7 protein-coding genes and 1 pseudogene are annotated in these 12,750 nt (G+C 69.2%); 3 read left to right on the top strand and 5 right to left on the bottom strand.

Annotated features, from left to right (window positions below):
• Window positions 1-521: 521 nt before the first annotated feature.
• The gene (locus IH13_RS0127370) at window positions 522-2,180 is read left to right on the top strand and encodes an HsdM family class I SAM-dependent methyltransferase (protein WP_031088649.1); all 1,659 of its coding nucleotides are present in this window, start codon (window positions 522-524) and stop codon (window positions 2,178-2,180) included.
• 50 nt (window positions 2,181-2,230) lie between these two features.
• On the opposite strand, the gene IH13_RS0127365 is transcribed toward IH13_RS0127370, so the two are convergent.
• The 3 genes from IH13_RS0127365 to IH13_RS0127355 are packed head-to-tail and all read right to left on the bottom strand — an operon-like array spanning window position 2,231 to window position 7,503.
• On the bottom strand, window positions 2,231-4,366 hold the full coding sequence (locus IH13_RS0127365; protein ID WP_031088648.1) for a UvrD-helicase domain-containing protein: 2,136 nt from the start codon (window positions 4,364-4,366) through the stop codon (window positions 2,231-2,233).
• A gap of 33 nt (window positions 4,367-4,399) precedes the next feature.
• Window positions 4,400-5,680 carry an McrC family protein gene (locus tag IH13_RS0127360; RefSeq protein ID WP_051835940.1) on the bottom strand — a complete coding sequence of 427 codons (1,281 nt, stop codon included), beginning with the start codon at window positions 5,678-5,680 and terminating at the stop codon, window positions 4,400-4,402.
• Between the two features lie 2 nt (window positions 5,681-5,682).
• Complete coding sequence (locus tag IH13_RS0127355; RefSeq protein ID WP_031088646.1) at window positions 5,683-7,503, bottom strand: DUF4357 domain-containing protein; 1,821 nt, start codon at window positions 7,501-7,503, stop codon at window positions 5,683-5,685.
• A gap of 428 nt (window positions 7,504-7,931) precedes the next feature.
• Between IH13_RS0127355 and IH13_RS0127350 the strand changes: the two genes are divergently transcribed.
• Entirely contained in the window at window positions 7,932-8,663 is a 732-nt protein-coding gene (locus IH13_RS0127350; protein ID WP_031088645.1) for a hypothetical protein, read from the top strand.
• 168 nt (window positions 8,664-8,831) lie between these two features.
• Here the strand turns inward: IH13_RS0127350 and IH13_RS0127340 are convergent, their stop codons facing one another.
• Window positions 8,832-10,949, bottom strand: coding sequence for an RNA-directed DNA polymerase (locus IH13_RS0127340; RefSeq protein ID WP_031088644.1), 2,118 nt, complete (start codon window positions 10,947-10,949; stop codon window positions 8,832-8,834).
• 335 nt (window positions 10,950-11,284) lie between these two features.
• Between IH13_RS0127340 and IH13_RS42855 the strand changes: the two are divergent.
• Window positions 11,285-11,428, top strand: a pseudogene (locus tag IH13_RS42855) (transcriptional regulator); the annotation flags it as partial.
• A gap of 45 nt (window positions 11,429-11,473) precedes the next feature.
• Here the strand turns inward: IH13_RS42855 and IH13_RS0127335 are convergent.
• Window positions 11,474-12,619, bottom strand: coding sequence for a Stk1 family PASTA domain-containing Ser/Thr kinase (locus IH13_RS0127335; RefSeq protein ID WP_031088643.1), 1,146 nt, complete (start codon window positions 12,617-12,619; stop codon window positions 11,474-11,476).
• Between the last annotated feature and the right edge of the window lie 131 nt (window positions 12,620-12,750).

The following is a 12,750-nucleotide window of genomic DNA, read 5'->3' as shown; positions in this document are numbered from 1 at the left end:
CGGTCCCGGACCTGCCGCACGGGACCACCGACTGGGTACCGGTGGACTACGTCAGCGCGGCCGTGGTCACCCTCGCCACGGCCGGTCCGGCCGGCGCGGGGACGTACCACCTGACCAACCCGGACGCGCCTGCGCACCGTCCCCGCCGAGGAGTGGCGGGAGCGCGTCGCGGCGCGGCCCGACAACGCGGCGCAGCTGTTCCTCGGCGACGGGGGCGGCACCGGTCCGGAGACGGCGACGGCCCACCGCCGCTTCGACTCCCGCCGGACGGCGGGGGAGGCGGCGGCCCTGGGCGTCCGGCAGGCCCCGCTGACCGACGAGGTGCTGGACCGCTACCTGACGTACATGCGGGAAACCGGCTTCCTGCCCGCTCCGGGGGCGCCGGTCGGGGTGTGACCGGCCGTGGGCCCGTCCGGGCAGGGGCGGGCCCACGGCGTGGAGCAGGGGGCGTGGTAAAGGTGTTTATCCTGTCAACGCACCTCTTTGTGGAGGGCGGGTTGCGGCCCGTGTACCGTGACGGTATGGCGGACAACGCGGCTTCACCGATCGGCCCTCTCATCACCGGATCCGAGATCGCCCGGATGGCCGGTGTCACGCGGGCCGCAGTCTCCAACTGGCGTCGGCGCCACGACGATTTCCCCGCACAGGCGGGAGGCGCGGCGAACAGTCCGCTCTACTCGCTCGTTGAGGTGCAGGCATGGCTGGACAAGCAGCGCAAAGGCCAGGAAGTCTCACCTGAGGTCGAGTTGTGGCAGGTCTTGCGGGCAGCCTACGGCGAGCAGATGGTCGCGGGTCTGGCCGGGGTGGCCGGGATGTTGACGGGAGCGCGCGTGCCGCGGCTCCCCAAGGATGTCTCCACTCGCGTGAAGACGCTTGCCCAGGTGGAAGCCCCCGTCGACCTCGTCAACGGGCTGACCGAGCGATTCATCGATTCCGCCCGCCGCGCAGGATCGGACCAGGTGACCTCCGAACGTGTGGTGCGGGCGGTGCGCCACTTCGCTCCCGAACTGGCGCCGGAGTCCACCGTCTTCGATCCCGCCTGTGGAATCGGGGTGCTGCTCCTGACAGTCGCCGCGGAAGCGGGGACGCGCTGCCGAGGCCAGGAGATCGACGCCGACAGCGCCCGTTTCGCGCAGCTCCGCGCCGACCTCATGGAGCGGTCGGACGTGCGTGTCGAGGCAGGTGACTCCCTGCGTGCTGACGGGTGGCCGGGCCTCGTCGCGGATCTGGTCGTCTGCGACCCGCCGACCGGGGTCACCGAATGGGGCCGGGAGGAACTGCTGTTGGACGCCCGCTGGGAACTCGGTACGCCGTCGAAGGCGGAAGGGGAACTCGCGTGGCTCCAGCATGCGTATGCGCACACGGGGCCGGAGGGCCACGTTCTCATGGTCATGCCTGCCTCCGTCGCCTACCGCAAAGCGGGCCGTCGTATCCGGGCAGAGCTCGTACGCCGGGGGATCCTGCGTCAGGTGGTCGCCCTTCCGCCCGGGACGGCGGCCTCGCACGCCCTGCCTGTCCATCTGTGGTGTCTACAGCGTCCTGGGAACACGGGGAGCGGCGCGGAGGCGAACCGTGCCGTGCGCATGGTCGACCTGACCGGCAACAGGCCGGACGGAAGTCTGGACCCCCGCCCCGATCAAGTGGTCGACGTGCCGCTGATCGAGCTCCTCGACGATGCCGTCGACCTGACTCCCGGCAGCCATCTGCGGCTCCCGGACCGCGACTACCCCGGCGAGTACACCGCCCTGCGCAAGGAGCTGGAGGATCGGATCCGCCGTCTTGCCGCACGTCTGCCCGAGCTCGCGCCGGGCGCCGGACCGGGTTCGCTGGACGGCGCCACCACCAACGTCGCGGACCTCGCCCGCGCCGGACTCGTCGCGTACGACGGACCGGAACCGGTCTCGGCCAGCGAGCAGCTGGACACGGACTTCCTGCAGGGATTCCTGCGCAGTTCCGTCAACGCCCGCCGGTCGACGAGCGCCAGCGGGACCCATCGCCTGGACACCAGGGGCTCACGCATCCCCCGCATGGGTATCGACGACCAGCGCCGGTACGGCTCCGCCTTCCAAGCTCTGTCCGAGTTCGAGGAAGACATGCGCAAGGTCGACGAGCTGAGCCGACGGCTCGCGGAAGTCGCCCGTGACGGCCTCGCCACGGGCGCCCTGGCCCCGGAGGAATGAGGGCAGCACGCGGGGCACCCGTGGCGAGGGCGCCCCGCGGCGGGAACCCTTCAGGCGGACCGAGCCAGGAACGGGCTCGGAGCCCCGCTCCACGTCACGCTCAGAGCCTCGCGGGCGCGTGTGCAGGCGACGAAGAGGAGACACCGTTCCCGGAGCAGGTCGGCCTCGTGCTGCAGCGGATCCGCCTCGCGTGGGGTGATCTCACGGGCGAACGGGACGGCGCCCTCGTCGACACCGAGAACGGACACCGCCCGGAACTCCAGCCCTTTCATCGCGTGCATGGTCGCCAAACGCACCCCTTCGGCCTCCTGGGCGGCCTGTCCCTTGACCCGCAGCACCGGGATACCGGCAGCGATCAGCTTCTTCTCTGCCGCGTCCAGGGAGAGGTTGAAGCGGGCGCACACGCCGATCTCGTGCGGTGCGAGACCTTCCTCGAGCAAAGCCCGGACCAGCTGCACCAAGGCATCGGTCTCCTCCTGCCGGGTGGTGTACTCCCGCACCCGGGGGCTGCGCCCGCGCAGCAGGGACCGGTACCCGGCCAATGAGTCCCTCCCCTCGCCCTCGAGCGCGTCGACGGAGACGGGTGCGAGGAGCCGCGCCGACCAGGAAAGGATTTCCTCCGTGGAGCGGTAGTTGACCCGCAGCCGGAAACTACGGCCGGCCGTTGCGATACCCAAAGAGCCGAGGGACACCCGGGAGTCGTAGATCCGCTGGTGCGGGTCGCCGGTGAGGAACAGGTCGTCCGGACCGAGGGAGACGGCAGCACGCAGCACGCGCCACTGTGCAGGGTGCAGGTCCTGGGCCTCGTCGACGACGACGTGGGCGTAGGGAGCCGGCCCGTCGGCGAGGAGTTCCGCCGCGCGGGCGCAGACCCGCAGGTAAGTGGTCTCGCCACGGTCGCGCAGGAGCTCTTCGAACCGCTCCACACCGCTCCACACGATCCGGCGGCGCGTGGGACCGAGGCCGGTGCCACGGCCGCGTCGGCTCGCACCCAGATAGGAGTCGAGATCCTGGATGTTCTGGCCGAGCACGACGTGCCGGTACTCCTGGGCCAGGAACCGGGCGGTGAACGGAAGATCGAGCTGCTTGACGACCTTCTCCCAGAGCTGACGCTGCTCCCGGTCCCCGACCGGCTTCGGTACGGCCCCGTACTTCGCGCGCACGATGCCGTTCGCGTAGGCGTCGACCGTCGTCACATCCACCCGCGCCAGCAGTTCCTGGTCCTCGTCGAGGAGCAGGCCGAGCATCTGACGCAGGCCTGCGGCGAGCGCGTTCGTGTACGTGGTGAGCAGGACACGGCCGCCCTCACCGCGGCCGAGCAGATGCTTGACCCGGTGCAGGGCGGCGACCGTCTTGCCCGTCCCCGGCCCTCCGGTGACCTGGACGGGACCCCCGTACGAGGTGCGGTAGGCGACGCGCCGTTGAGACGGGTGGAGAAAGATCCGCCAGGCCTCGAACGGCTTCTCCAGCATCTCCTCCAGCTCCAGCGGTCCGGTGACCAGGCGGATGCGTGCGGGGGTGTTGGCGATCACCGTGGCCAGGTCCTCCACCGGCTCGGCCGGCGCGTCGGCGGGCCGGCGGACGGCGACGACGTCCCGGTAGACCTCTTCCGGCCCGAATCCCTCGGCGAGGTACTGCAGCACCTCCCGCTGGTCCTCCGGCAGGAGCGTGGAGAACGCGTCCAGCTGGGCCTTGTCCGCCAGGGAACGCGCGGCGCGGAGCACTTGGTCGTCGATGCCGAGCGTGCGCAGGGTCCCGTCGGAGACGTCCGCGAACAGCAGCTCGGGCGCGTTGCGCGCAGCCGTCTCGTACAGCGGGGTCAGCTCGTCCAGAGCGACGGCGTCGCGGACCTCCAGGGCCCTGGTCGCGGTGTTCGCGCTGTACAGGCGCTTCGCCGCCCAGGTGTAGGCGTCGTCATGCGGCAGGACGTTGACCAGCAGGAACACATCACTGCCGTCGTCGGGGGCGAGGACGACACCTCGCCAGAAGTCGGTGATGCGAATGGTGCGCATCCGCGGGTCACGGGCGTTGTTGACGGATTCCAGATGCAGGCCCTTGTCCGCGTTGAGTTCGGCGGCACTCAAGGCCTGGAACTTCCCCATGGCCTTGCGTACGCCGGCGCGCACCGGCTTCTCCAGCATGTCGTAGCCGTCCCAGAAACTCTGGGCGAAGGCGAGCTGCGGCATGTCGTTCCCTCCTGCCTGACAAGTGTTTCGCGATCACGGATGTGGTGGAGTCGCGGTGGCCAGACTGTCGGCGATGCCCCTGAGGGCCGACAGGATCTGGTCCGGCTCCCGAGAGAGATCGAGGGCGTGCTGGTACAGCCGTACCCCTCTTCCGCCCTGCCTGACGGTCGTTCCCCGCACCTCGTGGAAGCGTTCGGGCTCCCGACCCGCCGCGTACACGAGGTGAGCCTGGCGCAGTCCGAGCACCGTGGCGTACGCGAGCGCCTGGTACAGGTCGGCGTTGAGGAGCCCGTCGGCCTTCTCCACCTTGTACTTGGCGTCGACCACGGCCAGCGGGGTGCGGCCGTCACCGGTGCGCACGACGAGGTCGGGACGCATGCGTACCAGGCCCGCGGTGTCGAGGTGGTGGAGATCCTGGAGGCGGGCGGTCAGGCCGTGTTCACGGAAGGCCTCGCGCAGGCCGACCGTCACGAAGTCCTCGAACAGCTTGTTCATGTCGAGCAGGAAGCCGTCCACGGCGAGCGGGTCGGCACCGCCGGGCCGGTGTTCCGGAGAAGCACCGCGCAGCACGGCCTCGGCGAGCCGCAGAGCAGGCTGGTAGCGCATGTTCAGCCGCGACGGAAACCAGCGCGGCAGGCGCTGGCCCCGCGTCAACGGCGGGGCGTCGGACAGGCGTACGCGCTGCTGGGCGAGGCGACGCCGGACCGGACCGGGGACTCCCGGCAACTGCAGCAACCGCTCCACGGCGGCGCGCAGGATGCGGTTCTCGGCGGTGTCGGCCGTGTACGCGTCATAGGCGATCTCCACAGGGGGCGTACGGCCGAAGTGCCGCCGGATCTGCTCGGCTTCGCGCAGCCGTCCGCGCATGACCGGCCCGGCCTCCTCCACTTCCCGGTACCCCAGGAGGACGCCCTGCCGCAGCGCCACGTCGATCTGCCGTTCCACGGCATGGGCGAGAGCGGGGACGACATCGTCGTGAACCCCGGTGTCGACAGTTCCCTCCCGGCTGTCGCGCCAGGCGCGTGCCGGGTCGAGGCTGAAGCCGAGGAGGAAAAACAGCCGGCTCACCGGCGTCTTGGGCATGATCCGCACGACCGGACCGCCGCCTGGAACACGCACGGCACCGACCCGGCTGCCGGCTCGCAGTATCCAGTGCCCCGTCCTGCCGGGATCCGGGTTCGCGCTCTGCAGGATGCCGGTGCCGGCGAGGGCCCGCCCGGCCTCAGCACACAGCGGTACGGAGACCGGCGGCCCGTACTCACGCAAGGTCACCTCGGACGGCGCCGCAGGGGGAGGCGGCGCTGCCCTGGGCAGGGTCACGAGCCCTGCCCCCGCAGCGCGTCCAGGCCGTAGCGGGCGGGGATGTCGACGCCCTCCCCGTAGTGGTACTCCTCAAGCAGCGGGAGGATCTTCGTGCGCCAGGTCCGTTCAAGACCGCCGTCGCGGTACACACCCGGCTTCATCAGGTACGAAGGGCCGATCGCGAAGTCCGCGTCGCCGATACGGGCGTTGAGAGCGTCGAGGAGATGAGCCGGCTCCGCGTCCCTGCCTTCGCGCGCCAGCCAGCGTGCGAGCAGCCCGGCGGTCGGCTCGGTGCGGGGAGAGAGTTCCACGAACGCGAAGCGGCGCCGCATCGCCGCGTCCACCAGGGCGATCGACCGGTCGGCGGTGTTCATCGTGCCGATCACGAAGAGGTTGGGGGGCAGGGCGAAGTCGTCCCCGGAGTAGGTGAGACGCACCGTCCTCCTCCGGTACTCCAGGAGGAAGTACAGCTCACCGAAGACCTTCGCGAGATTGGCACGGTTGATCTCGTCGATGATCAGGAAGTGCGGAACGTGCTGATTGCCCTCGCGGGAGGCGAGATCGGCGAGCTCCCGGAGCGGCCCCGCCGTCAGCCGGAAGGCCACCTCCCGTGTCTCGGGGTCCTCCACCGGCCGGTATCCCTCGAAGAAGTCCTCGTAGGCGTACGACGGATGGAACTGCACGATCTTGACCTGCTCGGGGCCGCCACCGAAGTACTCGGCCAGCTTCATCGCCAGGTAGGTCTTTCCCGTGCCCGGAGGTCCGTAGAACACCAACTGCTTTTCATCGGTGAGGAGTTCGTGTATGTCCTTCAGCCACTCCGGGTCGCGGACGAGCAGCTCGGCGGCGAGGTCCTCGGTGACGTCCGGCAGGGACAGCTCCCGCACCGGCAGCTCGTCCGCCATCTGCCCGGCAGGAGTGCCGGCCGCCTCCGCGCCGGTGGGTCCGGTGCTCCCGGTGAGCCGGTCGAGCGCCTCCAGGGCACCGGTCAGGTCGATGACGTCGTGCTGTACGGACAACTTCTGCCGTACCTCCTCCGGCAGCTCCCCGTCCGGAAGACTGCCGGCCCGCCAGTCGACCGCCCGCCGAAGATTGGACAGGCCGCCCGGGGACGCCGACTGCACGGCGTCCCCGGTGATCCGTCCGATGTGCAGCCTTCCGGCACCGATGGTCGCCACGATGTCGCCGACACGCATCTGGGTCAGGAAGGCGTGCAACTCGTCGACCAGGCCCCGCTTCTGGTGATACGAGGCGGCACCCTCGTATCCCTCCTCGACGAAGCGGCGCAGCGCGCTCTTCGTCGGGTCGCTCTCCTCCAGGGGTGGCAGATGGGCACCCGAGAGGGAGACGATTCCCTCCTCCAGCCACAGCTGCACCAGGTTGCGCCCCGAGACGTTGGAGCCCTTCACGAGCCACGCCTTGCGGGGGGCGCGCCAGCTGGTGGACAGGTAGTCGGCGAGTGGGTGGCCCTCGGCGGTCCGCCAGGACTCCGGTCCGGATGTGGTGTAGCCGAAGACCAGCGCGGCGGCGGCCGAGGAGGAGTTGCACACGATGTCCTGGGCCGCCACCCAACGCCGCGGCGCCTGGGACCGGTCGGGGTGCGGCGGGGCGTCGGCCAGCGCGCCGCTCGCCCGTAGTTCGGCGCGGATCCGGCGGGCGTGGTCGTTCAGGCCGGGCCAGGCTTCGGCGACCACCACCGAGCCCTCCTGCAGGACGAACTTGTGCGTGCCGTTGCGGCCGAACTCGGTGAGCAGGTACCCCCGCGCCTCGCCGCCGCCCTCGGGGAGCGTGAGGTGAAAATCCGGTGTGCCGGCGAGGCGGCCGGGCTGCGGCATGGATGTCCTTCCGGTTCGGGCAGGAGGGGATCGGCAACGCACACACTACCCGTTGACGTTGTCAATCGATTGTCGGTCATATGTGATCACAATCGATCTGTCTGTTGATGTTGTAAACGGATATCGTCTACCGTGTGGTGCGTCCGATCGGCTTCCCCGAACGGAATGACCGCTCGGCTGCTGGTAGTTGGGGCGCTATGGGCAGGGGTCCCACGGATGATGTCGGACGGTGCGCGGCAGAGGCCACTGATGACGGCGGCGGCCCGTCGGTCATCGGGTGTCCAACGACTGTCGAACGCTTCCCCGCCTCCGGGTCGCCCCGGCGGCTCCTCTTCCTCTGGCTGTCGGTCTCTCCGCCTGGCGCGTCTTCCGCTCGGTCGCCGGGCGGAAGACGCGGCTGGACTGCAACAAACTAAGGAGTTCTACGCATGGCAACGCACGACCAGGATGAATCGGTTCCGGAGGAACCCGGGCGTGGGCATCGGGTGCTCGCCCTTCTGGACAAGGCGATCGACACGCAGAGTCCGCTGGTGCGCAAGAACATCGTCCGTGCCCGCCAGCGGAACTCCGAGGCGACGCCGGCCCAGGTGATCCGCAACCTGGAGCGGATGTACGTCGGTGCCTTGGCCGGGACCGGCGCTGCGGTGGGGGGAGCCGCAGCTGCGCCCGGCGTCGGCACGGGAGTCGCGCTGGCGCTGTCGGCGGGCGAGGTCCTCTCGTCTTTTGAGTTGAGTGCCCTTTTCGCGCTCTCCCTTGCCGAAGTCCACGGAGTCCCCATCGACGAGATCGAGCGCCGTCGAACGATCGTGCTGGGCATCATGCTCGGCGGGGCCGGTTCCGAGACCATCACCAAGGTCGCCGGACGTACGGGGCAACACTGGGGGCGCCAGATCGTCGCCAAGGTGCCTGCCGAGACGTTGCGTCAGATCAACAAGGTCTTGGGGAGGAACTTCGTCACGAAGTACGGAACCAAGCAGGGCATCATCGTTCTCGGCCGAGTGGCACCGTTCGGAATCGGAGCCGCTATCGGTGGTGGCGCCAACGCTGCTGTCGCCTCTCTGGCGGTAAGAGCCGGCCGTCGCGCATTCGGTCCGCCGCCGGCGTCGTGGTCCTGGCTGACGCCCGGCGGGCCGGAGGCGTCCGAGAACCAGCACGGCTGACCGTTGCTGCGTGGGCAGTTTGCGCGAGGCCGCCGTGTCCGGGCAGAACCACTATGCGGAGGGTCACCGTCTCCTCCTTGGGAGGGTCGCCGACGGCCGGCACATCCGTGACGTTCGGGAGCGCGCCGAGCGCCTATGGGACTGACCCGTCCAGGGCGGGCGCCCAGATCATTTCTTGGGCTTCTGGAGCTTGGTCGCAGAGAGGCGCCTTCCGCCCATCTCGATGATCAGGCCGGCTGCCTTGAACGTGAGGTTCAGGGCAACACTCTCCGGAACCTGCTGGCCGACGCCGAGGTGTCCGATGATGTAGTCGCCCATCTGGACATCTGGGTCCAGCCGCTTGAGGACCATGTAGGCGATGGACTCGGCCTCGACCTCATTGCGGGCATGGGCCGTGACGCGTTCCTCGTCCGAGGAGGGCCGCGACCGCCGGTCCGGCCAGAAGTCGCCGGGGCCCGCACCGAGGTGCCCGCAGAACAGGTGGCCGAGCTCGTGGGCAAGGGTGGCGTACCGGTCCAGCAGCGGCAGGTTCCGGTTGACCTCGATCTCGAACAGCCTCGGGTACCTCTCCGGTCGGTCGCCGGGCCTGCTGCCGGGACGCTGGACGAACCCGTCGGACCTGGTGCGATACGTACGCCCGTACGAGGAGGCCCCGTCATTGACCAGGGTGAGCCGGATTCCCAAGGGCGCGAGGTTCGTCCCGGTGTGGTGCCAGATCTCGACGAGCTTCTTCTCGCCGACGCGAGAGGACACCGAAGCGGGGGCGGTGACCGTCCTGGGCAGAGGCTGAGCCCCGGGCAGAGCTTCGGTGTCCCCGACGTCGTACACGAGCATGTAGGGCCCGCGCGGCTGGAAGATCAGCAGCGGCTGGGCACCGGGCTTGAGTACGCGCCGGTACTTCGACATCCATTCCGAGGAAGACAGGACATGGCGAGCCCCGGGCTTCTGGATGTGGACCACCATCGCGTTGAACGGGGCGTACCGCTTGAACCGGCCCACGAACTCGAGCATCTGCAGGTAGTCCGCGGACGAGCGATAGCGCTGGGCGCCGCGGACGAGGTCGTCGATCGAGGCCTTGGCCAGGTCTGACTGCGAGACCTCGACCTCTTCGTCCCCGTACCAATCGAGCCCGTGCTGCGCGATCACCGGTTCTTCGTGCTCGAACGGGATCTCGCGTAGCCGCTTCCAGTCCGCGAGTTGTTCCTCGGCCCAGCCGGGCTCGACCATGTGCGCGAACGACAGCAGCCCGGTCACATGGGCGTCCAGCTCGGCCAGGCCCTTGAACCCCTGGTGACGGCTGTGCTGCTCGATACCGAACGACGCGGCCCCTCGCACATGCTTGGTGATGCGGCGCTTGTACTCGCGCGTCAGGCGAGGAGTGGGGCCGTCGACAAGGATGCCCAGCACGCTGCGGCGTGCGCCGGGACGGGCCACGTAGGTCTTCTTCGTGTTGAGTCTCATGCCCAGCGGGATCAATGCCTTCTTCACACCGTCCACGAGGCGGTCGGCCTTCTCGTGGCGAACGAGCCGCCGACTGGAGAAGTACATGTCGTCGCTGTAGCGCGTGTAGCGCAACCCCAAGGACTCCGCCAGGTGCGTGACCGCGGCGTCGACGTCGCGCATGACGATGTTCGACAGGTATCCGCTTGTGGGAGCGCCCTGCGGCAGGAACCCCTCGCGGGTGTCCTTGTAGAGCAGCTCGGGCCGACTGACGGTGAAGCTCTGCCCCGTGGCCTCCAGGTACACACTGCGACGCCCGGTGCCACGGTTCGTCCACGTCCGGCTCGACCCGGGCGGAGATACGGTGACCAGCCGGGCGGTGGTGTACGTACTCAGGGTGCGGCCGATCCGACGCAGGCCGACCTCCCGGCAGCCGTCACCGTCCTTCACCAGATCGATCCGGTACTCCCGCTCCGTCGGGCGAGCCCAGGCGTCCTTCAGTGCGGCGTGGATGTGCCGTTCCCGGATGCTCCCGAAGAAGTCGGCGATGTCCAGGCGGATCACGGTGTGGGCACGTAGGTGGATGGCGGCGCAGTCCACGACCGAGCGGCCACCTCGGTAGGCGAACGCTGCCGGGTGGGGCTGGAACCTGGCTGGAAGAGTCTCCAGACGGGCCAGAATTCCCTGCTGCAACTCGGACAGTCGCGGGACCGGAGCGTGCAAGGTCCGTATGCCGCCGCTGTGTTTGGGGATCCGGTGCTCGGTGTACGGGAAGATCGAGCCGCTGACCACGGCCTTGAGGAACTGTGCAGGGTCGAGGTCCACGAAGTCGTCTGCCGTCGTCACCGAACCGCCTCGTCCCTCACCTGTGAGACGCAGTCGGCGGGCCTCACCTTGAGTCGTTCCACCGCCCCGCTACCGGCGGTCCGCTGTATCCCTCCGCCACCCCGTGCAAGCACAGGGCCCGATCCCCAGCACCCGATGTGATCACCACCGAGGTGCCCCGGACCGGAGGGCCCATCGCAAGGGATGGGTTCCTGAGACCGGCCGACTGCGTTGAGGCGGATCGTAGCCTGCCGTTGATCTGAACCCATGGGTTCAGGCCACCCGGTGACACACCGATCAGCGGCTCACCACATCGTTCGGCAGCAGGGATGACGGCCGTGAGCCTCCGACGCGGAAGCGAGGGCCAGGAGAGCGGTCGACTGATCGCCGACCGGAATGAGGTGGGTGTGCTTTACCAGCGTTATGCCTCACTGCGCTCGCAGGCCCTCGGCCCGAAGGAATCCCGGGACCTGCTGGAGCGACTTCGAGGAGAGCTGTGAAGAGCGGAATGTCGGACTCGTGGTGACGAGGCTGGTCGGTACGGGTCAGGAGCTGTGCCAGCGGTCGCGGCCGTCGGAGCCAGGGCCGCAGATCATGGGCGTGCCGGCCTTGGTGACGCCGGTCGCTCCGGGCAGGGAGCAGAACGAGCCGGGATGGACCGTGCCGACGCTGCCGCCGGAGGTGGACGAACCGCCGCCGGAGGTGGACGAACCGCCGCCGGAGGATGAACCGCCACCGCCGGAGGTGGACGAACTGCCGCCGGACGAACCGCCGTTTCCTGTAGCGCCGTTGTCGTCCTCGTGGTCAGGGTCGTTGGCAGGAATTTTGTAGGTCGTATCCTTCGCCGACGGGCAGCGCTGCACGAGGTCGGCGTCGGTCCACCGGCCCAGGTCGAGGCGGACAGTGGTGGTGGAGGTGACCTTGCTTTCCTCGTTCGGGGACTGGAAACACACCCGCCAGTCGCCGCCGTCCTCGGCGGCCTCCTCGGCGGTCGGACTGTCGATGTCGAGGTAGACGTCGTCGAGTTCTACGCGGTCGAGGTCGATCCCGGCCTGTTTCAGATCCTCGACGGCCGTGTCGTAGGTTGCGCCGATGACATCCGGCATCTTCGGCCACGGGAGCGGGGCGCCATCCTTATGGGGGCATGGCTCGTCCTGCTTGACGGCTGCGAAGTCGACCGCCATCGCAGTCGTATCGGTCTTCTGGAGACACACAGTCCAACCGGACCGCACGGTGATCGGGCGCTCCTCGTCGGCCGCGTCGTGGTGGCTCGTGGTGTAGCCGTCGGCGCGCGCCTTCTTCTCCGCGTCGTCCAGCGGCTGACCGGTGTAGTCAGCGGCTTTGATGGGCCTGGAGGCGGTTGGGGACGGCAAGGCGGCTGTGGGACTGGCGCCGACCGTGTTCCCCGGTTTGGCATCGGTCTTGTCCGTCCCGCTGTCGTCGAGCTGTCCGCCCAGGCCCGCGCCGATCGTCAGTAGCACCAAGGCTCCGAACGTCGCACCGAGCTTGGTGAACCAGCGCCATGGTGATAGCGCCCACACGGCCGCGATGGCGGCGATCATCACGAGGAAGCCCAGGCCGAAGCTGAACGAGCCGAGCAGGGCGACCAGAGCGAGGGCGCCGAGCACGGCCGGCGTGGTCTTCCACCACGGGCGGGGCGGGGCGACGGGTGGCGTGTTGTACGGGTTCACATGGCGCTTAACTCCCGGAACGAGGGTTGGGGTACGGGTGGTCCTCAGACCCTCGGTCCGGCCGCAACAGCTTGTCGCGCGGAGTGCCTGAGGCCCCGGCCGGGGGCGGGGTGAGGGTGGAGCGGTAGGTG

Source organism: Streptomyces sp. NRRL WC-3549, from assembly GCF_000721935.1.
Classification (GTDB): Bacteria; Actinomycetota; Actinomycetes; order Streptomycetales; family Streptomycetaceae; genus Streptomyces.
This window is presented reverse-complemented; position numbering and strand designations above follow the sequence as displayed.